The organism is Dyella solisilvae, from assembly GCF_003351225.1.
GTDB classification, from domain to species: Bacteria; Pseudomonadota; Gammaproteobacteria; order Xanthomonadales; family Rhodanobacteraceae; genus Dyella; species Dyella solisilvae.
Genome location: NZ_QQSY01000001.1, coordinates 104,739 through 126,476, shown reverse-complemented (window position 1 = coordinate 126,476; position 21,738 = coordinate 104,739). Strand labels below are relative to the sequence as shown.

General features: G+C 61.9%; 18 protein-coding genes. 7 read left to right on the top strand and 11 right to left on the bottom strand.

Annotated elements, in window-relative coordinates; translation table 11 throughout:
• Positions 1-32: 32 nt before the first annotated feature.
• The gene (locus tag DVT68_RS00510; protein ID WP_114823123.1) at positions 33-1,430 is read right to left on the bottom strand and encodes a tetratricopeptide repeat protein; all 1,398 of its coding nucleotides are present in this window, start codon (positions 1,428-1,430) and stop codon (positions 33-35) included.
• Between the two features lie 305 nt (positions 1,431-1,735).
• Here DVT68_RS00510 and DVT68_RS00505 point away from each other — a divergent pair, with 305 nt between their 5' ends.
• Together DVT68_RS00505 and arcA are read left to right on the top strand one after the other, a co-directional pair.
• A complete protein-coding gene (locus DVT68_RS00505) occupies positions 1,736-3,160 on the top strand; it encodes a basic amino acid/polyamine antiporter (RefSeq protein ID WP_114823122.1) in 1,425 nt (474 codons plus the stop codon).
• A 32-nt stretch (positions 3,161-3,192) separates the two neighbouring features.
• The gene (arcA, locus tag DVT68_RS00500) at positions 3,193-4,446 is read left to right on the top strand and encodes an arginine deiminase (protein ID WP_114823121.1); all 1,254 of its coding nucleotides are present in this window, start codon (positions 3,193-3,195) and stop codon (positions 4,444-4,446) included.
• A 75-nt stretch (positions 4,447-4,521) separates the two neighbouring features.
• On the opposite strand, the gene DVT68_RS00495 is transcribed toward arcA, so the two are convergent.
• Complete coding sequence (locus DVT68_RS00495; protein ID WP_114823120.1) at positions 4,522-5,499, bottom strand: LysR family transcriptional regulator; 978 nt, start codon at positions 5,497-5,499, stop codon at positions 4,522-4,524.
• Between the two features lie 302 nt (positions 5,500-5,801).
• Here DVT68_RS00495 and DVT68_RS00490 point away from each other — a divergent pair, with 302 nt between their 5' ends.
• The gene (locus DVT68_RS00490) at positions 5,802-7,028 is read left to right on the top strand and encodes a YbfB/YjiJ family MFS transporter (protein ID WP_114823119.1); all 1,227 of its coding nucleotides are present in this window, start codon (positions 5,802-5,804) and stop codon (positions 7,026-7,028) included.
• 54 nt (positions 7,029-7,082) lie between these two features.
• Here DVT68_RS00490 and DVT68_RS00485 read toward each other — a convergent pair whose 3' ends face one another.
• From DVT68_RS00485 to larE, 4 genes are all read right to left on the bottom strand, one after another.
• Complete coding sequence (locus DVT68_RS00485) at positions 7,083-7,709, bottom strand: DNA-3-methyladenine glycosylase (RefSeq protein WP_114823118.1); 627 nt, start codon at positions 7,707-7,709, stop codon at positions 7,083-7,085.
• Between the two features lie 67 nt (positions 7,710-7,776).
• Positions 7,777-8,823: a HoxN/HupN/NixA family nickel/cobalt transporter gene (locus DVT68_RS00480; RefSeq protein ID WP_114823117.1), complete on the bottom strand. Its 1,047-nt coding sequence runs from the start codon at positions 8,821-8,823 to the stop codon at positions 7,777-7,779.
• A gap of 125 nt (positions 8,824-8,948) precedes the next feature.
• On the bottom strand, positions 8,949-9,635 hold the full coding sequence (gene larB, locus DVT68_RS00475) for a nickel pincer cofactor biosynthesis protein LarB (RefSeq protein WP_114823116.1): 687 nt from the start codon (positions 9,633-9,635) through the stop codon (positions 8,949-8,951).
• Positions 9,632-10,456 (bottom strand): ATP-dependent sacrificial sulfur transferase LarE, encoded by an 825-nt coding sequence (larE, locus tag DVT68_RS00470; RefSeq protein ID WP_114823115.1) that lies wholly within the window; start codon positions 10,454-10,456, stop codon positions 9,632-9,634. Before larE ends, larB begins: the two co-directional genes overlap by 4 nt.
• A 496-nt stretch (positions 10,457-10,952) precedes the next feature.
• Between larE and DVT68_RS00465 the strand changes: the two genes are divergently transcribed.
• The 3 genes from DVT68_RS00465 to DVT68_RS00455 all read left to right on the top strand — a co-directional run bounded on the left by DVT68_RS00465 (position 10,953) and on the right by DVT68_RS00455 (position 15,340).
• Positions 10,953-12,059 (top strand): aldo/keto reductase, encoded by a 1,107-nt coding sequence (locus DVT68_RS00465; protein ID WP_114823114.1) that lies wholly within the window; start codon positions 10,953-10,955, stop codon positions 12,057-12,059.
• Positions 12,060-12,176: 117 nt separating this feature from the next.
• Entirely contained in the window at positions 12,177-13,565 is a 1,389-nt protein-coding gene (gene larC / locus DVT68_RS00460; RefSeq protein ID WP_199535935.1) for a nickel pincer cofactor biosynthesis protein LarC, read from the top strand.
• Positions 13,566-13,633: 68 nt separating this feature from the next.
• Positions 13,634-15,340, top strand: a complete 1,707-nt coding sequence (locus tag DVT68_RS00455; protein WP_114823112.1) for an FAD-binding oxidoreductase — start codon at positions 13,634-13,636, stop codon at positions 15,338-15,340.
• Here the strand turns inward: DVT68_RS00455 and DVT68_RS00450 are convergent.
• Positions 15,298-17,820, bottom strand: a complete 2,523-nt coding sequence (locus tag DVT68_RS00450; protein WP_114823111.1) for an ATP-binding protein — start codon at positions 17,818-17,820, stop codon at positions 15,298-15,300. The genes DVT68_RS00455 and DVT68_RS00450 overlap by 43 nt on opposite strands.
• A gap of 155 nt (positions 17,821-17,975) precedes the next feature.
• Between DVT68_RS00450 and DVT68_RS00445 the strand changes: the two genes are divergently transcribed.
• Positions 17,976-18,593 carry a hypothetical protein gene (locus DVT68_RS00445; protein WP_114823110.1) on the top strand — a complete coding sequence of 206 codons (618 nt, stop codon included), beginning with the start codon at positions 17,976-17,978 and terminating at the stop codon, positions 18,591-18,593.
• Positions 18,594-18,890: 297 nt separating this feature from the next.
• Here DVT68_RS00445 and DVT68_RS00435 read toward each other — a convergent pair whose 3' ends face one another.
• The 4 genes from DVT68_RS00435 to DVT68_RS00420 form a co-directional block, all read right to left on the bottom strand.
• Entirely contained in the window at positions 18,891-19,142 is a 252-nt protein-coding gene (locus tag DVT68_RS00435; RefSeq protein ID WP_114823108.1) for a hypothetical protein, read from the bottom strand.
• Between the two features lie 370 nt (positions 19,143-19,512).
• Positions 19,513-19,701 carry a hypothetical protein gene (locus DVT68_RS00430; protein ID WP_114823107.1) on the bottom strand — a complete coding sequence of 63 codons (189 nt, stop codon included), beginning with the start codon at positions 19,699-19,701 and terminating at the stop codon, positions 19,513-19,515.
• 510 nt (positions 19,702-20,211) lie between these two features.
• Complete coding sequence (locus DVT68_RS00425) at positions 20,212-21,006, bottom strand: nuclear transport factor 2 family protein (protein WP_158543428.1); 795 nt, start codon at positions 21,004-21,006, stop codon at positions 20,212-20,214.
• Positions 21,007-21,181: 175 nt separating this feature from the next.
• Positions 21,182-21,700 (bottom strand): Cif family virulence factor, encoded by a 519-nt coding sequence (locus DVT68_RS00420; RefSeq protein WP_199535934.1) that lies wholly within the window; start codon positions 21,698-21,700, stop codon positions 21,182-21,184.
• Positions 21,701-21,738 lie beyond the last annotated feature (38 nt).

Genomic DNA, 21,738 nt, shown 5'->3' with positions numbered 1-21,738 from the left:
GCCAGGCACGGCCGATAGTGGCGAAGGTCAACCTAGAAACTCTTTCGCACATTGATGAAGAACTCGGTCGAGCTGTAGTTGAAACCGATGTCGGCATTGCTCTGGTCGTGGATCCACAACAGCTGAGGTCGCAACGTCCAGCTCGGCGCGAACTTCCAGGTCAGATACGCGCCCACTTCGTAAAGATTGTCGTTACGCTGGATCAGGATCGTGTTGTCGTCTGTGTCGGGGTGAAAGTGGAGTTGCTCCATGTCATAGGCATTGTGCTCCCACCAGACGTGGGCGCCCCAGTCCACCGTATCGTCAAGCGCGAAATCGAGTGACGCAGAGGCGCCGTAGAGATTGGAGTCGCCATCCGGAAGGCTGGTCGAGACATAACGTCCGATGCGCCCGTCGATGCTGAAAGTGGCGCGGCCATCCAGGAATGAATGGATCCAGCCGGCCGAGCCTTGGGCGCTGGTGCGGGTCCAGGTGATCGATGGTTGCCCCGGGTACCAGCGTCGGGAATAGAGGAGGTCGAAGGTGATCTGATTGGAAGCATCGAGGCGGTGGCGGTAGTCCGCGTAAATCCCGGCGTCATTGCGATAGTTGCCGTTGCCGCGATAGCTGGTCCGCCCCCTGAAGCCAACCGCAAGGTTGTCGTCGCCAAACGAGCGGCTACCCCCGAAATTCCAGCGCAGGTCGGAGTTGTCCCGACTGTCGTTGTTGTCGTAATAGCGGAATCGATAGTCCAGCGTCGCCACGAGCGCGTAACCGTTGTCCAGCGCGTAGTTGACGCCGCCGCCGGCGCGGAGGTTGTAAAAAACGTCTCGGCGATCGGCGCCTCCGAAGGTTCTCGTGCCTACCGTGTCGTTCACGTCATAGACGCCGATGCCGGTCTCCAGGTACGCGAAGCCGGTCAGGCGCTTGTTTTCGTCCAGGGATTGCGTGGCTGCCTGGTTGTAGATGTCGACCTGGCTCAGCAGATCCGGCGGGAGGTTTTCGAAGCGAAAGACGGTTTCGAACTCGATCTTGGCTTCCGCATAGCGTCCAAGTGCGTAGTAAGCCCGCCCGAGGGCGAGGTGTGTCTGGGGTGCATCGGGTTGCGCCGTAAGGCTGGCCTCGAACAACCGCTTCGCTTGTTCAGCGTGGCCGCTGCCCAGGGCGGCACGGCCAAGCAGGTAGTTGAAGGTAGGATCACCGCCGTGCGAAGCCGCGATCGGCGAAAGAAGAGCATAAGCTTCAGCGTACTTGCCCTCGCGTAGTAATTGTTGCGCAGCGGCAAAATCAGGGTCCGCCGTACTCGCAGCCGGCGAAGCCTCCTCTGCTGCATGCGCGGGGTTCGCGTCCAGGGACCCCGCAAGCAACATGACAGCGAAGGCGAATGCGAGCGACCGCTTCAATCCCGGATCGCTGCAGTGAATGTCACAAGAGGAAATCAATCCGTTCATGGGATCCCCTCGCCACTCTCTGGACCGGCGGGAAGGTTATCGGGCGACTCGAATGGTGTGAACGGTCAGATGGACGACCATGAACCTGTGCATCGACCGGCTCGCAAGCAGAAAGCTTCACATTACGTTTTTCCGCTATCAAACATAATTTTCCACCAGGATCATTGTCAGTGGTTTTGTCGATACGCGGCAACAAAAAAACATGACGACCAGGCTTCTTCACTGAACTCGATGCCTGGTGAACAGGGTGTCATTCCAAATCGTATCTTGTAGTTCCGATCTATGACTCTGGATGGGGAGCTGGCATGGCTGCGACCGAGAAGAGAATGCCCCTCACCCAGCTCACCGCCATGGTGGTGGGCGGCATGGTCGGCGCAGGCATATTTTCGCTTCCGCGAACGTTCGCCAACGCCACAGGGCCCCTGGGCGCTGTCGTGGCATGGCTGATCGCGGGAAGCGGCATGTACATGCTCGCGCGCGTATTCCAGTCGCTGGCGGAGCGAAAGCCGGATCTTGATGCCGGCGTGTATGCCTATGCAAAGGCTGGCTTCGGCGACTATCCCGGTTTTCTCTCCGCGTTCGGTTACTGGATAGGTAGCTGTATCGGCAATGTTTCCTATTGGGTGCTGATCAAATCCACGCTTGGCGCGTTCTTTCCGATCTTCGGTGACGGCAACACCGTCGTCGCCATCCTGGTCGCGTCGATTGGGATATGGCTGTTCCACTTCATGATATTGAGGGGGATACAGCAAGCGGCGCTCATCAATAGTGTCGTGACGGTGGCCAAGGTCATTCCGATCCTGACGTTCATCGTGATCCTGGCTTTCTCGTTCAAGTCCAGCCTGTTCCACCTCAATTTCTATGGCGGAGGCCTGGAAGGAGGCATATTCGAGCAGGTGAAGGCCACCATGCTGGTGACTGTTTTCGTGTTTCTCGGCATCGAAGGCGCCAGTGTCTACTCGCGCTACGCGAAAGAGCGCGGGGACGTGGGCAAGGCGACGATCACTGGCTTCATCATCGTGACAAGCCTGATGGTGTTGGTAACGTTGCTGCCGTATGCCGTGCTCGATCGAAGCGTGGTCGCCGAGATGCGCCAACCGTCGATGGCCGCCGTCCTTGAAGCGGTCGTCGGTCATTGGGGCGCCATCTTCGTCAGTATCGGACTTCTGGTGTCAGTGCTCGGCGCGTACCTGGCCTGGTCGCTGATCTGCGCTGAGGTGTTGTTCACGGCGGCAAAGACCAACGACATGCCATCGGTCTTTGCCGGGGAGAACAAAAACAAGGTCCCGGCAGCGGCCTTGTGGCTGACCAATATCGTGGTCCAGCTGATCGTGATCACCACCTATTGGTCGCGCGACGCGTTCTCCTTGATGCTCAACCTGACCAGCGCGATGTCGTTGATACCGTTTTTCCTGGTGGCTTCCTACGGCCTGCAACTCACCAAGCGCGCCGAAACATACGAGCATCGCCCGCAGGAACGAACTCGCGACCTGATCATTGCGATTCTCGCCACGATCTACACCGCCTTCCTGCTCTATGCCGGCGGCATCAAATTCATCGTGCTGTCGGCGGTTCTTTATGCGCCGGGATCGGCACTCTATTTCTGGAGCCGGCGCGAACAGCACAAGCCTGTCTTCTCCAGGCTGTGGGATCGGATTCTGTTCGCCCTTGCGGTCATCGGGGCGGTCGTCGGCATTTACTGGATTGCGACGGGATACATCACCATCTAGTCGCCCATGGGTCTTTGCTTGTGGAGAACATCATGGCAAATGGCAACGGAACCGAATTTGGCGTCCATTCCGAAGTAGGGCAGCTCCGCAAAGTCATGGTGTGCGCGCCCGGCCTCGCTCATTCGCGTTTGACGCCGAGCAACTGTGACGAGCTTTTGTTCGACGACGTGCTGTGGGTCGACAACGCCAAGCGCGACCATTTCGACTTCGTCAACAAGATGCGCGACCGAGGCATCGATGTGGTGGAGATGCACAATCTGCTGGCAGAGACGGTCGCGGTCCCGGAAGGGAAGAAGTGGATACTCGACAATCAGGTCGTTCCCAATCAGGTGGGGCTGGGCTTTATCAATGAGCTTCGTGGCTACCTCGAAGAACTGAGTGACCGAAAGCTCGCGGAGACCCTGATTGGCGGCCTGTCGATGCACGACTTTCCGGAGGCGGTGGGTGGCAAGGCGCTGGAGGTCGCGCGGGAGGCGGCAGGTGTCACGGAATACCTGCTGCCACCGCTGCCTAATACCTTGTACACGCGTGACACCACCTGCTGGATCTATGGCGGCGTGACGCTTAATCCGCTGTACTGGCCCGCTCGCCATGAAGAGACTGTCCTCACGACGGCAATCTACAAGTTTCACCCCGACTTCGCCGGCAAGGTGAATGTGTGGTGGGGCGACCCGACCGAGGATCATGGACTGGCCACGCTGGAAGGCGGGGATGTCATGCCCGTTGGCAACGGGGTGGTATTGATCGGCATGAGCGAGCGCACTTCGCGCCAGGCGATCAGCCAACTGGCGGCGAGCCTTTTCAAAAAGGAGGCCGCCCGCCATGTCATCCTGGCCGCCATGCCCAAGATAAGAGCAGCCATGCACCTCGATACGGTATTCACATTTGCCGATCGTGACTGCGTGCTTGTGGCGCCCGAGTTCCTGGCGAGAACCCGCACGTTCTCCTATCGACCCAGCAGTCATCCGAGCGGACTTGAACTCCACCGGGAGGAGAAGCCGTTCGTCGATGTGGTGGCCAAGGCGCTAGGCCTCAAGGAACTCCGTGTGATCGAGACGGGCGGTAACGACTACCAGCGAGAGCGCACGCAATGGGACAGCGGCGCCAACCTGGTCTGCGCGTCGCCGGGCGTGGTCTACGCTTATGACCGCAACACCTACACGAATACCTTGCTGCGCAAGGCCGGGATTGAGGTGATCACCATCGTCGGCGCGGAGCTGGGTCGTGGGCGAGGCGGCGGCCATTGCATGACGTGTCCCATCATCCGGGACGCTGTCGATTTCTGAGGGTGGGTGTATAGGACCGGAAACCTGACCGTCGCGAAAAGCGCGGCGGCGCAAGGCTGGAACAATTCGTGGCTTTCATCGCAAGCCAGAATGGCGTGAAGCACGCGGCTTTTGCGTAGCCGGTTTTCGTTTGCCCGATCCGCCCGGGCCTGCCCTTTTTACCGCTCGTGCGTCCAGCCCGGCCGCAGCCCAAAATTTCCTGCTCATCTCGATGAATGTCGCCATCGCGCTGGACACGTAAGCATCCCGGCGGAAGACAAAAAGCGTCTCGGCCATGCCGAGTTTCCGGGGGAGATCATGGCAACGGACGCTTGAATTCATCGTGCTCGACGACACAACACTCCTGGGCAGGAGGGTCACTCCCACGCCAGCGGCCACGCAGCTCAGAATGGCGTCGAGCGAGCCGAACTCGAGCGGCTTGGCGACGACAGCACCGAGGTCGGAAAGGCAGGTCTCCAATCGCTGGCGATACGAACAGCCGGACTGAAAGACGATGGTTCGCAGATCGGTCTGGCGGGTCAGGTCCCGCAGGGACTGGATCGCAGGGCTCGTCACGAGGACGAGTTCTTCCGTGAAGATGGCCTCGTGCGCGAGGTCCGGGTGATCGACGGGGCCCGCGACGAAGGCGCCATCAAGCTTGCCCAGGATGACGTCCCTGGTGAGATCGGCGGTGGTGCCCGAGCGCAGGGTCAGCCGGACGCCCGGATAGGTGCGCGCGAACTGTATGAGCACAGGTGAAAGGCGCAGTGCCGTCGTTGTTTCCATCCCTCCGAGGGCGAGCAAGCCTCCGGGAACACCGTCATCCGTTGCGGCAACTTGCGCCTCGGTGAGCAATTTCATGATGCGGCCGGCAAAGGGCAGGAAACGTTGCCCGGCGGGAGTGGTGGAGACACCGCGCGCGTGGCGCTGCAGCAGCAGGATGCCAAGCTCGTCTTCGAGCGCCTGGATCCGGGTGGTGACGTTCGATTGCACGGTATGCAGTTCGGCGGCGGCCTTGCTCATGCTGCCCAGTCGGACAACGGCCTCGAACGTCTTCAGTTGGTTGATGTCCATCGACGCTTTCCTCTGGCTGCCCTGGCGCGTTGTCCTCCATGCTATCTCAATTGGAGATGGACTCTATCAATAAGTTCCGTTTCTAAAGATGGGTTTGGGGGCGTAGCTTGTACTCACCGCGACAATGGCGTCCTGTTCGTTTTTCGAGCCCTGGGCCGGGAAGGGAGCTCCCGTGGCGCGCGAAATGTCGGCAGCGGACTTGGCCGGCAGGTTGGCGAGAGAACTGAATGGCGCTTGCGCCCAGCGTTCGCCCCGGAGCGGACGCGGCCGTCATCTGAATGGTGTGAGGTTTGGAGCCGAGCATGTCTTCCCTGAGCAATACGGCGGTTCATCTCCGGCAAAATAGCCAGAGCCGGGAGCAAGTCACGACCTGGCGGATGACGCTTTCGGGCTTCTGCGCCAGCCTGGTGGGTATCGGTGTTGCGAGATTCGCTTACACGCCGCTGCTTCCGGCCATCATCGACGCCCATTGGTTCGCCGCATCGAGTGGGGCATACCTGGGCGCCGCCAATCTCGCGGGGTATCTCGCGGGCGCACTGTTTGCCCGGCCCGCACTCAGGGTCATCCCCGACGTGGCAATGATCCGCCTGATGATGGTCGTGGCGGCCGTGGCGCTGATCGCGTGCGCGTGGCCACTGTCGTTTGCGTGGTTCTTTGGGTGGCGGTTCGTGTCCGGCTTGGCGGGGGGCGCGCTGATGGTGCTCGCTGCGCCAACGGTGTTGCCGCATGTGCCGGCCAACCGGCGAGGGTTGGCCAGTGGCGTCATCTTCATGGGCGTGGGCGCGGGCATCGCAGCGTCCGGAACGCTCGTTCCGCTGTTGCTGAGGCAGAGCCTGGTCGCTACGTGGATAGGACTCGGGGTGTTTTCGCTCGCGCTTACGGCAGTCGCGTGGAATGGCTGGCCGCGTGGCGGTGATCCTCGGGCTGAAGCCCGTGTTGAGCTCCAGCGGCGCAGTCACGCGGTCACGTTGCGATCGCTGTACGTCCAGTACGCATTGAATGCGGCCGGGCTGGTGCCTCACATGATCTTTCTTGTCGATTTCGTGGCGCGCGGTCTTGGCCTTGGCGTGCAGGCGGGCTCGGAGTATTGGGTGCTTTTCGGACTCGGCGCACTGTTCGGCCCTGTGTTGACCGGTCATCTCGCGGACCGCATAGGCTTCGGGCCTGCCTTGCGGCTGGCGTATCTCATCCAGGCCCTGGCTGTGCTGCTTCCTGCCATGGGGTGGGGAACATCCTCATTGATGTTGTCCAGCGTGGTCGTGGGCGCATTCACCCCTGGCATCGTTCCGCTCGTATTGGGGCGGATCCACGAACTGCTCGCTCATCATCCGGCGGAACAGAAGGCGGCATGGAGCGCCGCTACCACCAGCTTTGCGGTATTGCAGGCGGGGTCCGCGTATTTCATGTCCTATCTGTTCGCCCGGAATGGTGGCGATTACAGCTTGTTGTTCATCGTGGGGGCCCTGGCGCTTGGCCTGGCGTTGGCGATGGATCTGGTGGTCGCTGTCGCCCGGCGTGGAGCCCGTTGATCAGCCGTCGATGCTCAAGCACGCAGTCCATTCGAAGGGGCTCAGGAAGATTCGTCAGCTTCGCGATGAACTCGCGGATACATAACGGTTACCGGGCACGCTCCACCGCCAAGGGAAATCCTTGCCGAGGCGGATGCCAACGCGTGGTGTTCCCGCGAGGTCTGGAGGCGGAGGCATGCCGTCGCTGACAACGGTATAGCCGTCGCGGGCGGCAACCAGGTCAATTCCGTTCTGGGCTCCGCTGATGCCCATCGCCTGGGTGAGCCGGGCCGGACCCCGGCACAGATCGCGATCAATCGAGGCCCGTCGGCGCGCGTCGCGCATTTGCTCGAGCCCCTGGAGGGGTTCCAGCGCGCGGATGAGTACGCCGGAACCGTCGCCTTCAGGGTCGCACACGCAGTTACAGCACCAATGCATGCCATAGGTAAAGTAGACATACATATGCCCCGGCGGCCCAAACATGGTCGCATTGCGTGGGGTCTTTCCGCGGAACGTATGTGCAGCTGGATCGATGGCCCCAGCGTAGGCCTCCACTTCCACGATGCGACCCGCCCGGCCATCCGCTGCGGCCAGGATCTTGTTGAGGAGTTGGGGCGCCACCGTGGTGGCGGCGCGATCGAAGAACTCGCGCGATAAAGGACTGCCGGGCCAGATCAACGGAGCAGGTCTGTTTTGAGCCAACCGAATTCTCCTTCGGGGTTTGTCGAGCTGGGTACGCCGCCAGTTCGTCCCCGGCGATCGCGTCGAATCAGTCCCACAGCTTGTCGTAACCTTTTGCCCGGTAAACCGCAATGGAGACGATCCACGCCGCCAGGAAGATCCCGACAACGCCGAAACTGAGATTGCCAAAGTGGTCGTTCAGCCGACCCACGACATTCCAGAAGTCCCCTTGCAGTCCCAGCCTGTCGCGGATGAGTCCGAGCGCCTGGACTCCGCCGATAAACAGGGCGACCACGACTGACGCGGCGGTGATGGTCAGGTTGTACCAGAGCTTTCGGACCGGATGGATGAAGGCCCACCCGTACGCTCCCGCCATGAACACGCTGTCTGTCGTGTCCAGCAACGTCATGCCGGCGGTGAACAGCGCGGGAAAGACCAGGATCGTCCAAACGGACATGCCTTGAGCGGCCTGGGTCGCCGAGATGCCAAGCAGGCCGATCTCAGACGCCGTGTCGAAGCCAAGGCCGAACAGAAGGCCGATGGGATACATGTGCCATGAACGGCGTACGACACCGAACAGCGGCCGGAATAGGCGAGCCAATAGCCCCCGTCCATCGAGCAACGCATCGAGGTCTTCATCAACGATCTTTCCGCCCCTGCGACCTCGTTCAAACACCGTCCACACACCCCGGAGAATGAACAGGTTGGCAATTCCAATGCCGAGCAGGAAGAGCGACGAGATCGCGGTGCCGATCAGGCCGCCCATGCTGTGGAAGGCATCCAGCCGGTCTTTCAGGGCCGCTGCCGTGGCCGCTATGGCGACCGACGCGAGTATCACGATGGTTGAATGGCCGAGGGAGAAGAAGAGTCCCACCGAAAAGGGTTGGCGGCCTTCCTGGATCAGCTTGCGCACCACATTGTCGATCGCCGCGATGTGGTCCGCATCGAATGCGTGCCTGAGCCCGAACGTATAGGCAAGAAAAGCCGTCGCCAGGATCACGGGCCGATCGGCAAACGCAACGATGGCCCAAACCCAAGCGAGCACATTGGCGGCGACGATCAACGTGTAGGCGACCGCAATCTTTGAAGAAAGAGACGCGGGTTGATCGTCGAATGGATTGGCAGTCCAGTTCATCCGGCCTCGTGAAAGCTTGCGTGAGGATGATGACGGTTCCGCTTCGCGGAGGAAACTTCGTCGACGCCGGGCCAGGGCTGCACGGCTGCCGCTGAACTCAACAGACAGATTTGTTTTGCATTGTCTCAATCAACGCCTTCGCCTGACTTCTGCAACGCCGCCACGACGCGGGATATGCGCAAGGCCGCGCAAGCCGCGCCGTAGCCATTGTCAATATTGACCACCGATATTCCTGGTGCACAGCTTGCCAGGCTGGCGTGCAGGGCGGCCGCGCCACCCGTCGCCACTCCGTAGCCGACCGATGTCGGCAGGGCGATCACGGCGCTTGAAACCAGACCGCCGACAACGCTGACCAGCGCCGCATCGGCGCCGGCAGCCACGATGACGACGGGAAAGGATCGTATTTCGTCCATCCGTTCCAGCAGTCGCCAGAGGCCGGCCACGCCGACATCGACGTACTCGCGAAAGGCCTGGCCGGCGAAAGCAAGCGTCCGCGCAGCCTCGCGGCCAACTGGAAGATCAGCGGTCCCGGCCATGACGAGGGCCACCGGCGGCGCGAGGAGCGCGCCATGGGGCTGGCCAAGTATGGCGGTGCGGGAGAGGGGATCGAAATCGAGTTGTTCGCCGTGACGCGCGAAGAGCACCTCATACTTCGATGGCTCGAGGCGGGTGAGCAGGAGTCGCCCCGTCTTCGCCTTCACGGCGTCCACGATGGCCGAAATCTGATCAACGGTCTTGCCCTGACAAAACACCGCTTCGTCCAGGCCGATTCTCGCCCCGCGCTCAAAATCGAATTTGAATTCCGGCGTCATGCGTGCGAATGCAGGAACGCGCTGCCATTGCGATAGGGCGCGAACGAGAGATCGACCGTGGACGCAATGCCGGCGAAGGCGCGATCGGCCACAGCGCGCACCTCATCTTTGTGCTCGACGTCCATCCCTGCCAGGGTGCCAGGATCAAGCTCGATCACGACACGATTCGCACGCACGCGGCAACGAACGACTCCGGCGGGAAATTCCCTCGCAATGCTTCGCTCAACCGCATAGATTGCCTTGAGCACTTCGGGCCGGATGGCAATGCCCGTCTCGACCCGACTGGAGAGGCAGGGCGCAGCTGGCAACTCGGAAATGGCGCCAAGGCCGAGTTCATGCGCGAGCAAGCGCACCGTCTTCTTGTCGATGCCTGCCTCAAGATAAGGGTGACGGACCGCATGCTCTTTGGCGGCCTCAAGCCCGGGCCGATATTCGCGAAGGTCGTCCAGGTTGGCGCCCGAAAGTATCTGCGCGCTGCAGTGGCGCGCGATGCAGTCGTACAGATGGGTCTTGCAATAGAAGCAGCGATCGACCGGATTGGCCAGATAGTTCTCGTCCTTGAATTCGCCCGCGTCCACAACTCGGAGGCGCCAGCCTTGATCCCTCGCAAGCTGCTGCACGCGGTCTGTCGCCTCATCCGGTACCGCCGGCGAGACAGCATGAAACATCTCGACGCGATCCGCGGCCGACCTGTGGGCGAAAGTGGCCAGCGTGACGCTGTCCACGCCGCCGCTCACGGCAACGGCGAGCGGCCCGCTCATGTTAGAAAAAACAGCCGCCAAACGATCCTGGGCGTTCCCGGTGGCTTGATGGGTCTGCATTCCAGAGACCTCCTGCGCAGGGTGCGCGGCGTCTTTCCGTCTCCGATCGTTCGGGACTATCGCCTCGCCACTCAGCTGCGCCGTCACCCTCGTCGTGTCGGTGCGCCGATGGTCATGATCGCGGCGAAACAAACCAACAGGACGTAGCTGAGTTAAGGGAGCGCAACCGCAACCCGCGTACTGCGCCGCCATTTAGCCGAGCGAGCATAAACCTCAGTCCGTATGCCGCAGGTGACGACGTTCTGTTTCAGATCGTTATGGCATGCCTCGTCGATGACGTGTCGCAGTTCGGCGCGGTCTCGTCGCGGCAATCGAGCAGTTCTGGCAGCCCGCAGGCTCGCCACGAAGTGTTGCCAGCGCTGCCAGCAAAAGAGGCCTGAGTGCTCGTTGCGCTTCATTTCGTCGCTCCCAGCTCTGCAGAGCATTGCTGCAGCGTTGGCCGGAGAGTAATTTATCGCGGGCCTCATTCTCTTCGACTTACGTGGAGAGGTCCCCCATGAAGCGCAGCCCGTCTTTCCCTGATCGCCGACGATTCCTCAAGACCGGAGGCGCCATCGCCGCGGGCATTCTTTCGCCCGCAGGACTACTTGCCCTCGAAGGTCAGGCCGCGGCGAAGCAACTTCCAGCGCTGCCTGACAATCCGAAGACGCTGGAGTCCATGCCCACCCGAAATCTCGGAAAGACAGGTTTCAAGGTCGGCATCTTCTCGCTCGGCGGCCAGAGCGCCATCGAACAACCGAACAACTTCGACATTGCCGTGCCGCTGATCGAGCGGGCGCTCGACCTAGGCGTCAACTTCATCGACACCGCACCTCGATATGGACCTCCCGAGCGGTGGAGTGAGCAATACATTGGTCGCGTCATGGAACATCGCCGCAACGAGGTGTTCCTGTGCACCAAGACCAGGGAGCGCAGCCGTGACGGCGCCATGCGTGATATCGAACAGTCCCTCAAGCTCATGAAGACGGACCATCTCGACCTCTGGCTGCTACACAACATTGGTGTGTCCGAGGAGGTCAACGTCGTCTTCTCCAAAGGCGGCGCGATGGAGGCCCTCACGCAGATGCACGACGAGAAGGTCGTTCGTCATCTTGGTTTTGCGGCCCACTACCAACCTGACCCGATCGTCGAACTGATCAATCGCTTTCCCTTTGACGCATGCATCCTTGCCCTTAACGCAGCCGACACGCTGAGCCCCCACAGTTTCATCAAGCGCCTTCTCACTGTCGCTGTCGAGAAACAGATGGGGATCATCGGCATGAAGATCGCCGCACGTGGCCGCATCCTGTCCAGCTGGATGCCGCCTCCTGTCGAAGTGCAGCGGCGATCCTGGGAAGGTGTCGCGACACGTTCAGGCACGCTGAACATGCGTGACGCGACGAACTACGTTCTCTCGCTACCCGTCAGCACCGTCATCGTCGGCTGCGACAACATCGCGCAACTCGAAGAAAACGTGCAGATTGCCCGCGAGTTCACGCCGTTGTCCGCGGCGCAGATGGCTGCGATCACACAACGCGCAGCACCCGTCGTTGCCCAGGCCACTTTCTTCCACTCGGAAACCCGGCCAAGGGACATCAAGCTGCCGGACGCCCCGGACGAGTAGCAGATAAAGCCAAGCTTGAGGTCAATGGGCGTAGCGCACGATCGTCGCGCAACGGGCGCCAGGCAGTGAAAGCGCCCCATCCAAGGCCGCCGTGTGACATCGCCAGAGGATCGCCGAGTGTCTGAAACGGATCATCGCGGTCGGCTTTGGATCCACCTGGATCCGCTCGGCGGAATGGCCGGCGACATGTTCGTCGCGGCGCTGCTTGACGCTTTTCCCGAATGGGAAGACCCCGTGCGCCATGCTATCGGTGGGCTCAACTTGGGCCCTGACGGCGAATGTCGCCTGGAGCTGCACAACGACGGCACGTTCGTCGGTCGACGTTTCATGGTGGGGCTGCCGGAGCCTTCGTCGCAACGATACGTCCCGGCTGAATCTTCTGATCGAGCAGGAGAGGCGAATGAAGCGGCCTCACTGACGTTCAGCGGACCGCTTCGCGCTCAGCGCGTCTCAGGCGTGGCTGTATCCGGCGACGGCCATGGACACCGCAGGTGGCTGGACATTCGCCAACTACTGCAAGACGCTCCCTTGTCCGATGCAATCAGAAAGCGTGCGGTGTCCATATTCCAGCATCTGGCGGAGGCCGAGGCTAGAGTCCATGGCGTGGCGGTGGAGGAAGTGACTTTTCACGAGGTCGGCGCCGTCGATACGATCTGCGACATTGTGGCGGCCTCTGTGCTCATTGCTTTGGCGGATGCCGACTGGAGCGTGGCTCCGCTTCCGCTGGGACAAGGACGTGTGCACTCGGCGCACGGGCCACTCCCTGTTCCTGCGCCGGCGACCGCGCTGTTGCTGGAAGGGTTCGCAACGATCCAGGACGGATTTCCGGGGGAACGGGTTACCCCAACCGGCGCCGCCATTGTCCGCCACCTTTGTCATCGACAGGTCGCGCCGTCTGTCCCATACGTTCTCGAAAGGTCCGGCATCGGATTTGGATCCCGCAGCATTGCAGGGCTGAGCAACTGTGTTCGCGTCTTGGTATCGCGAGAACAGCTGGCATCCACATCGTCCCTGACGCATCGGGAACTCGCGGTCATTGAGTTCGATATCGATGACCAGTCACCGGAAGATCTCTCTATCGGACTGGACCGGATTCGTACGCTGGAAGGAATCCACGACGTCGTCCAGTTTTTCGGGGTCGGCAAGAAAGGGCGAAGCTTCGCCCACATTCGCATCCTCGCTTCGCCCGTGATGTTGGAGCGCGCGATTGAAGCATCCTTTGCCGAGACAACCACCATCGGCTTGCGTTACCACATGGTGAGCGGCAAGGCGCTGACGCGCTCGATTGACTCGGTCGAAGTCGATGGCCACCGCATTCGTGTCAAGTGCGTCGAGCGCCCCGGCGGCCAATGGACTGCCAAGGCGGAGATGGAGGATGTCGCTCATGAAGGCGATCGCAGGAAGCGAGTCCGCTTGCGCAGCCATGCCGAAAGCACCGTGCTAAGCCGCCTCGAAGCAGGGGAGGCGTCTCGTGACCAGGGTGTGAAGGGTCAAGGAGACGATTGATTCGGGAGTCGCGACCACCTTGTCACCCACCTGCCTCTGAACAAGCGAATCACTGCGGTGCTCCGGTCATGCAATATCGGCCTCCGCCGCGGACATCGACCAAACGTGAAGTTCCGATCAACTCGAATGACGCCTCGCTGGCAGCCATTGTCAGCGGCACATGGCAGGGCGCTTTTGACCGGAAGCACTGCGGCGCATCCCCGGGACTCCGGCATCACGCGCAGACCCCGCGGGGGCATGACCCCCTCATCACGAAAGCCGCACACGCCCCTCATAACCGCTCTCGACGAAAGGTCTATCCTGTCTTTGCGGTCGGGGCCAGCTTCGTACCCGGGCCGGGATTGCGTTCCATGGGGATTTGCAACATCTCGCCGCCCGGGAGGATGTCCATGTCCGCAGGACCTGATCGCCACCACGCGCCCGCCTGGCAGGCTCTGGCCGAAACCCTGCGGGGGCGCCTCCTGTTGAAGGGCGATCCCGACTACGAGCAGCGCCGCCGGGTGTGGAACGGAGCCATCGACCGCCATCCGCTCGCCATAGCCCGGTGCGCCGACGCCGAGGACGTTCGCGCCGTGGTGCGGTTTGCAAGCCGGGAGCAGATACCGGTGACGGTGCGTGGCGGTGGCCACAACGTGGCCGGGCTGGCCGCGCAAGACGACGCACTGATGCTGGACCTGGGCCTCATGAATCGGGTCGAGGTGGACCCCGCGTCCCGCACGGTGCGGGTGGAAGGCGGGGCGTTGTGGCGGGATGTCGATGCGGCCACCCAGCCGCACGGCCTGGCGACCACCGGCGGGTTCGTCTCGACCACCGGCATCGGGGGCTACACGTTGGGCGGCGGGGTGGGCTGGCTCATGCGTCGTTGCGGACTGGCCATCGACAACCTGATCGAGGCTGACGTCGTGTTGACGGATGGACGCGACGTCGTGGCCAGCGAGCAGAAAAATGGCGATCTCTTCTGGGCCCTGCGTGGCGGGGCAGGCGGACTTGGCGTGGTCACCCATTTCACCTACCGCCTTCACGCCGTTGGCGAAGTGCTGGCGGGAGTGGTTTTCCATCCCATTGATGCCGCCGCCGGCCTGTTGAGAGTCTTTCGCGATGTTACATCGGGCGTTTCGAATGAGCTCACGGCGATGCTGGTCTTCACCACGGCGCCGCCGCTTCCGTTCCTTCCCCCTGAAGTGCATGGCCGGCGAGTGATCGTGCTTGCCTATTGCTGGAGTGGCGAGGCCACGGCAGGCAAGCGCGTTTGCGCGCCCCTGGCTGACTGGGGGCAGCCGCTGGGGCGTCACGAGGGTGTGATGCCTTACGCCGCGTGGCAGCAGACCTTTGATCCGACCGCCCCTACCGGCGATCACTACTACTGGACGACCTCGCAATTTGACGCGCTGGACGACGGCTTGATCGAGTCCTTGCTGCCGCACGCGATAGCTCCCGCGGACCCTTTCAGCGAGGTGCACGTCCATCACCTCGGCGGCGCCGTGGCTGCGATTCCTGCGCAGTCGACCGCGTTTTCCCAACGGGAGGCGACCTTCTTCATCAATGTGATTGGGCGGACTGCCAACGCAGAACGATTTGATGCTGTTCGCGCGTGGGTGCGCGCCTTGCGCGCGGGGCTGGCGCCATTTGCCCGCACCGGGATGCAGCCGAACTTCACGTTCGAAGCGACCGACCTGGCCACGCTCGGCCACAGCTCGGCGACGCGTGCTCGACTGGACGAGCTGCGGAAGCATTACGACCCCAATGGACTGCTCATATCAGCACCCAGGGCTTGATCGATAGCCAGTCCCCTCAGAACTGCGCGGGCTTCCGCCACGATGTACTCGAAGCCCGTGGTGGCGCCAACCTCGCGCATCGACTCAAACGATGACGCGAGGGTGGCGAGCACTTTTTTTTCGGTCGCCGCCTTTGCCTTTCGCCACTGCGGCATGAGCGGCCCGGCGGTAAGCACGCGCACGCGTGCCGCGGCGCCAAGAAAGCGCGCTGCTTTCGACATGTCGCCGCGCTCGCTCAGCAAATAGGCTGTCCCCTCGACACAACCGGCCATGCCGCGCCAGTTTTCAAGTTCAGCGAAGGTATCGATGGACATCAGCCAATCTTTCGCCGCGCCGACCGGCTGGTCCAGGTAGTGGCGCTGCAGCGCGCGGTTGATCAGGACATAGGCCTGTTGATACTTGCCATTGCCCGGCCCGCACACGGCATCAAAGGCATCGCCAAGGCAGGCCTCCGCCTCGCGGTGCTGATCGTCCAGGGCGAAGGCGATGCCGCGGCCCAGCAAGGTCATGGAGCGCAGCCACGCATCATTCTCTGCGTCGGCGATGGCCTGTGCAGAGTCGGCGCAATCTTGCGCTCCCGCCATGTCACCGAAGGTCGCCAGCTCGAACGCCAGCACCGCCAAGCCGGCGCCAGCCAGGCGAGGATCCTCCAGCTGGCCTGCCAGCGCGATACCCTCGCGCAGCAACGTCTGGGCGCGATCATGCATCTGGGATTGATGCCGCATGATGCCGCAAGCGACCAAGGCCTTTGCCCGCTCCCGCGTTGGCGCTACCGCTGCATTCAAAGCCTGGTCGAGCCAGCGCGCAGACTCGCCGTAGTTTGGGCACAAGCGGAAGTACCAGCACAAATTGCCGATCAGGGCGAGGGTTTGCTCGACCCGATCGGGGCGTGAGAGGGCATAGTCGAAGGCGGAGCGCAGATTGGCCCAGTCTCGGCGGACGCGGTCGCTCCATAGCTGCTCGCGAGCGCCCCTTATTTCTGCGTCAACGCGTTTGGCAAGGCGCACGAAATGAGCGAGGTGTGCATCCCGCACGGCGGGCTCGTCTCCGCTCTCGGCAAGCTTGCCCAAGGCGAACAGCCTGACGCTGTCCAGCAATCGATAGCTGGGCGGACGGGTGGCGGTGTCCACCACCAACAAGGATTTGTCGACCAGCCCGCCCAGCACGTCCATCACCTGCTCGTCGTCGAGGTCAAAGACCAACCCGACCGCGTTGGCGCCACCCAGCGTGCACGCGCCAACGAACACGCCGAGGCCGCCAAGCAGCGAACGCTCAGGTTCCGACAGCAGCGCGAAGCTCCATTCGATCAGCGCATGAAGCGTCTGGTGACGGGCAGGGCGGCTTGGGCTGGCCTCGGCCAGTCCAAGCAAATGAACGTCCATGCGCTCGAGAAGCTGCTCCGCACTGAGTAGCCGAAGTCGGGCCGCGGCGATTTCCAGCGCCAGGGGCAATCCGTCCAGGCGACGACATATCTCGGCGACAGCGGGCGCATTGGTGGGCGTCAGCGCAAACCTCGACGCAAACGCGCGGGAGCGCGCCAGCAGTAGCTGAACTGCAGCAATGCGGGACAGGTGCGTGACGTCCTCTTCCGTTGCCCATTCACCCGGTGGTGGCACGGCCAGTGGCGGCAGCCAGTAGAGCGTCTCACCCGTACAGTTAAGGCGGTGCTGGCTGGTGACCAGCACCCTTGGTTCCACGCTGGCCGCCAGCAGCGCTTCGACCGCCACCCCGACAGGGCCGGCGATCCGTTCGCAATTGTCAAAGACCAGCAACACACGGCGTGTGCGCAGCAGCTCACCCAGGCGCGCCATCAGGTCGTCCACGCCCCCGGACATCCGTATGTCGAACAGGCCGGCCAGCCATCGGGCGAAGCCCTCGCCATCGGCCTGGGGAGTGCAATCAAGCAGCCACACGCCATCGGTGAACTCCTGGCTGTGCCGCCTTGCCACTTCCATCGCAGCCTGTGTCTTGCCGATGCCGCCGGCGCCCACGATCGTCACGAGTCGGGATTCGCGCAAAAGCTGCCCGAGCTTGTCGAGGTCGTCGTCCCGGCCGATCAATGGGTCCGAGCGTTGCGGCAGGCGGGCCCGCGCCGGCGGTGCAAAACGCACTGTGGGCGCAGGCTCCACTGATTGGCCAACCAAGGGGGCTATGAAACGGTAGCCCAGTCCATGCACGGTCTGGATATAGCGGGGCTGGTCGCTGTCGTCCGCCATGGCGCGTCGCAACTGCGCGATGACGCGGCTGAGTGTGGACGGCGTGACGTAGCTGTGACCCCACACGGCATCCAGCAGGTCGTCGCGGCTGAGCAACTGGCCCGGGTGCGCCAGCAGCTCCAGGAGCACGGCGAACGCCTTCGGCTCCACGGGTGTTTCACGTCCGCTACAGGTGAGCCGATGCGCCCGCACGTCGACGACCACGTCCGCAAATGCGAACGCAGAAATGCCCTCCAGGTTTGCCGAGTGGTTAGCGCTCCCCATGCCCCAATTGACCCTTTCCGGACCTGGTCATGGCGCTCCGTGCCGACCCCCATCTCGATAATCCCTCATCGATCCATCAAGACTCTGCGCCCCTGGAAGTACAGCTTATACCTGCCGGGCAGCAGCCGCAGCCTGGACTCAACGAGGAGACTTCCATGAGCACTCGCCTGCATGCCGCGATCGCGCTGGCCGCGATCGGTCTGACCGCCGCCGTTACCCCCAAAGCCGAAGCCTGTGGCTACGGCGACGGCCAATCCTGGAGCAGTACGCACTGGTCACTTCCGCCGGCCGCCCTGAAATCCCTGGCGAGCCAGGCAGCAGCCGCCTCGCCGCAAGTTGTGGCCAACAGCACCAACCCGCTGCAGGCTCTTGAGCCCATCACGGGCCTGTACATGTTCACGTTCACAGCCAAAGGCAATAAGACCATTCCCGACGGCGTCCAACTCGACCAGGGTTTCGCCACCTGGCACGCCGATGGCACCGAGATCATGAACTCGGGCAAGCCCCCCATCACACAAAGCTTCTGCATGGGCGTGTGGGAGCAGAGCGGCGCCCGGGCGTACAAGCTCAACCACTGGGCGATCAACTGGGACAGCACCGGCACGGTCTTCCTTGGCCTGGTGAACATCCAGGAAAGCATCAAGCTCGACGCCACGGGCAACACCTACAGCGGCAATTTGACGATCACGCCGTATCCACCGAGCGGCAGTCCCGCAGGGCCCTCCGTGCTGGGCGTTGTCACGGCTACGCGGGTGCAGGTCAATTCGAACTGATCGATGCGGAATGCGCGACAAGCCGGGCGAGTTGCCTTGCAACGGCGCCCGGCTTGTCACTGCGCCGTGCTGGATGGCCTTATCAACGGTTGTGTCGGTCCCGCATGTTGCCGGGAGGAGATGTCGACGGCTCGCTTGCGGACGCAGTTGATCAGCGCTGTTCGCCGGCCCTACACCGGCGCCAAGACTGGGCATGAGGCCTGGAGTGGTCTGGCGATTGCGGCCCTTCGGTACTTCAAGATGCGTACCGTACGTGTCGCGCAAGAGGATAGGGCGGACCACCCGGCAAAGTGGAAGTCAGCCTTCGCTTGAAGATTTCTCGGGCGGCTCAAGGATCGCCTCCGGCTTCCACGACCCGTCCTGACATTTCGCCAGCGGCCCACGTTCCAGGATGGCGGCCAGGCCCTCCGGGCTGCAGGCAGAGTTTTCCTTGACCCTGGCGACTCGCCATTGGCCGATCGCAAGGGTCCGGATGCCGATTTCCTCGACGATGAAAGGTGCGCCACTCGCCGGCCAGCCTACCAACGCTCTCGGATCCACGCCTTTCATCGGGCTTGTTCGCGGCGCGCTGAATCCAATGAGACAGCCGACGACCAATCCAAGAGCGGATCCAATGAGATACGGGCCAATGTTCCTGGTCATGTGCGTGTGGTGGTGTAATGGATGAGGCAGAAGCATCTGAGCCAGGGGCTGTGCCTCAGTCGGGAAGCCAATCTTTCAATGTCCGCTGGCGACCCGAGGCAGGCATGGCAAATGGGGGCATGTCGCCGTCATGCCAGCCGCTCATGTGGCTCGTTCAGGCGAAGGAGCCCACGCCTGACAGTCGGCCCTCGCGTGTTGCCTGGAGGGCTTGAAGTCCGAGCTTCTTGGAAGTGCGCCTGGTCGATAGCCCCGGCAATTCATGCTGGATCGAACGACCTCAGCAATCACCCGTGTTGGCGACAGGCGACCGACGTTCGCTCCAAAGATCGCGAACAGCATCAGCGTGGCGCTTACGGTCGATCAGCAGATTCACTACGCGCTGCACTGTGGCGTAAACCACCAACGTCCAGAACGCGAGGACCACGATGAAGGAGACAAGCGAGCCGAGGTGAATCAGGAAGGACATGGTCAGGCACTCCACGAGTTAACGGTCGTGCGCAACCAGGGATCTGCACCTGGCGTTGACGGACCAATCGCGTATGGCGGATACCGTCAAGCGCAGGTGGCTGCGCAAGGAAAGCGTATTACGGCTGAGCGCAGCGATCTGTAACTTTCATGACAATGCGGCCAGCTGCGCGGGGTGATGGCATGCGCATACTTGGCGTCGTGCACAGGCGGGCGATTGGTGGTTAACGTGCGCATTACAAATACCCATCTCCGGCCGGACACGGACGCGGGACCTGGGGGCCTGGTGGCTTGGGGTCAGTTATCGCGGGCAGAGCGATTGCCTGCATTCGACTTATCGCAGCCACCTGAAGGCGATACGCCGCGAATTCTCGCCGCCCAAGCCATCATGGTGACGCTTGATCTCTTCATCGACCGCAACCGACAAGGTGGAGGTCCTGTTTGAGCGCGAGAGGCCACTTGAAGTGACGCCCGGAAGGCATGCAAAGGGCGTGGCCTGGCCTCTTCAACTTCAGTGCACAGGGCCTTGTGCTTCTGCAGCCACGCGTGTCCACGCACGCTCCGAACTTTCGCTTCTGTCAGCGAACCCCGTGACGCGGCCTTTCGTGTCGCGTTGGAAAATTTTCTTCACCCAGACATTTCCAGGTTCGAAGAGCACATCCCTCGTCTCGGCCATTAGCACCTCAAAATGGGTTCCGTCCGTACTGCCCAGTATTTGGCCGGCTTGACGTCGGACGACGTATGTCATCGTTCCGCTCCGATAGGCGCCCACCAGTTCATCCATTTGTTGTGGTGAGAGGGTTATGGCGGGTGGGTCCACGCGAATCCGATCCGTATGCACAATGCGCAGCAGCCAGCAGCCATCTATGTGCTGCCAGGTTTCCGTCATCAGGAGGTGTGAATTCCCGGTCGATGGGCCTCCAGGTCTTTGGGGTACGTCATCCCTGTGGAAGACCTGCGCGGTATCTCCGATGACTTGCACCTCGTATTCCCTGATGACGAGTGGAGCAAGGCCGTCTTCCTTTAGTTGGCGAAGGAATTCGGGCTTCCGATTCACGTCGCCTTCTTCGACATACATGAAATCCGATGTCGTCAGTCGGTCCCAGGTTTCACGATCACCTCGATGTATGGCGTTCAACAAGAGCTCGTCGTTTTGACGAAGGATCCGGGTTACACCGGCCTCGGCTGTTCGCGGTCGTGCAGACGAACCAGATGCGATCTCCGGTAGAGAAGTCGATGAGGCAAAGCCTGGCGTTGCTGCTGCCAGCCCTAAACAAAGGGCCAAATACACAAGACGTTTATCCATGAGAATCTTCGGCGATGATCTGGATGGTGCGAGCATCATCGCCTGGATGGGTTGTCAGTGGTTGCGCAGGATTGTGTCAATTGCGCGAAACCCGTCCGCCAGGCATTTGCAATGCGGCCGCCCGCTGGCTTGGGTTATGGCCTAAGCCAAGGCACCCCAAATCCGGCTTCGCCATTTAGGGTGATGCAGTGCGTTGCGAGCCTGGAATTCTTGACGAGTAGGTAATCGCCGCAATACGCCAACCTTGTTCTCCCTTGACCAGTTGCCACGTTTCATTGCCGACATTGCTTGGTTTGCCGTCGGCATTGAAGACGAAATCAAAGTAGACGGTAGCGATGATGCCGTCGCTGTGTACTTGAAGATGGCTATGTACGGGGTCCAGGGCTGACTTCGTCGTACTCACGTAATGGGCGAATTCCGCGGGGGAGCTGACGCGCACTTTCGGGGCGTCCGGTAATTTTGCTCGGGCCGCCGCCAATCGATCATCGCCAAGGACATTCAGGAAGAGATTGGCTTGGGGCAAAAAGAGCGCTGATAACCGCTCGCCGTCGTGATCGACCACCGACTGGTGGAAGGCGTGCATGACATGCTCGACGTCCTGGGTGTCTTCCACGGTGGTGGGCGCCGCCAAGGCATTGGCGGAGGCGACTGAGGCCAGGCTCAAGATGCTGATGATGCGAACCATGGGGTTCATTTGGATGCTCCAGGGGAAGAGGAGCCCCATTGGAGAAC

What these genes read in the sequence shown, in the direction of transcription:
- DVT68_RS00425 (WP_158543428.1), bottom strand. Translation starts at nt 21,006, where the DNA reads ATGGATAAACGTCTTGTGTATTTGGCCCTTTGTTTAGGGCTGGCAGCA.
- DVT68_RS00455 (WP_114823112.1), top strand. Translation starts at nt 13,634, where the DNA reads ATGCAATATCGGCCTCCGCCGCGGACATCGACCAAACGTGAAGTTCCG.
- DVT68_RS00495 (WP_114823120.1), bottom strand. Translation starts at nt 5,499, where the DNA reads ATGGACATCAACCAACTGAAGACGTTCGAGGCCGTTGTCCGACTGGGC.
- arcA (WP_114823121.1), top strand. Translation starts at nt 3,193, where the DNA reads ATGGCAAATGGCAACGGAACCGAATTTGGCGTCCATTCCGAAGTAGGG.
- DVT68_RS00490 (WP_114823119.1), top strand. Translation starts at nt 5,802, where the DNA reads ATGTCTTCCCTGAGCAATACGGCGGTTCATCTCCGGCAAAATAGCCAG.
- DVT68_RS00450 (WP_114823111.1), bottom strand. Translation starts at nt 17,820, where the DNA reads ATGGGGAGCGCTAACCACTCGGCAAACCTGGAGGGCATTTCTGCGTTC.
- larE (WP_114823115.1), bottom strand. Translation starts at nt 10,456, where the DNA reads ATGCAGACCCATCAAGCCACCGGGAACGCCCAGGATCGTTTGGCGGCT.
- DVT68_RS00510 (WP_114823123.1), bottom strand. Translation starts at nt 1,430, where the DNA reads ATGAACGGATTGATTTCCTCTTGTGACATTCACTGCAGCGATCCGGGA.
- DVT68_RS00435 (WP_114823108.1), bottom strand. Translation starts at nt 19,142, where the DNA reads ATGAAAGGCGTGGATCCGAGAGCGTTGGTAGGCTGGCCGGCGAGTGGC.
- DVT68_RS00430 (WP_114823107.1), bottom strand. Translation starts at nt 19,701, where the DNA reads ATGTCCTTCCTGATTCACCTCGGCTCGCTTGTCTCCTTCATCGTGGTC.
- DVT68_RS00465 (WP_114823114.1), top strand. Translation starts at nt 10,953, where the DNA reads ATGAAGCGCAGCCCGTCTTTCCCTGATCGCCGACGATTCCTCAAGACC.
- larB (WP_114823116.1), bottom strand. Translation starts at nt 9,635, where the DNA reads ATGACGCCGGAATTCAAATTCGATTTTGAGCGCGGGGCGAGAATCGGC.
- DVT68_RS00480 (WP_114823117.1), bottom strand. Translation starts at nt 8,823, where the DNA reads ATGAACTGGACTGCCAATCCATTCGACGATCAACCCGCGTCTCTTTCT.
- DVT68_RS00420 (WP_199535934.1), bottom strand. Translation starts at nt 21,700, where the DNA reads ATGAACCCCATGGTTCGCATCATCAGCATCTTGAGCCTGGCCTCAGTC.
- DVT68_RS00505 (WP_114823122.1), top strand. Translation starts at nt 1,736, where the DNA reads ATGGCTGCGACCGAGAAGAGAATGCCCCTCACCCAGCTCACCGCCATG.
- DVT68_RS00445 (WP_114823110.1), top strand. Translation starts at nt 17,976, where the DNA reads ATGAGCACTCGCCTGCATGCCGCGATCGCGCTGGCCGCGATCGGTCTG.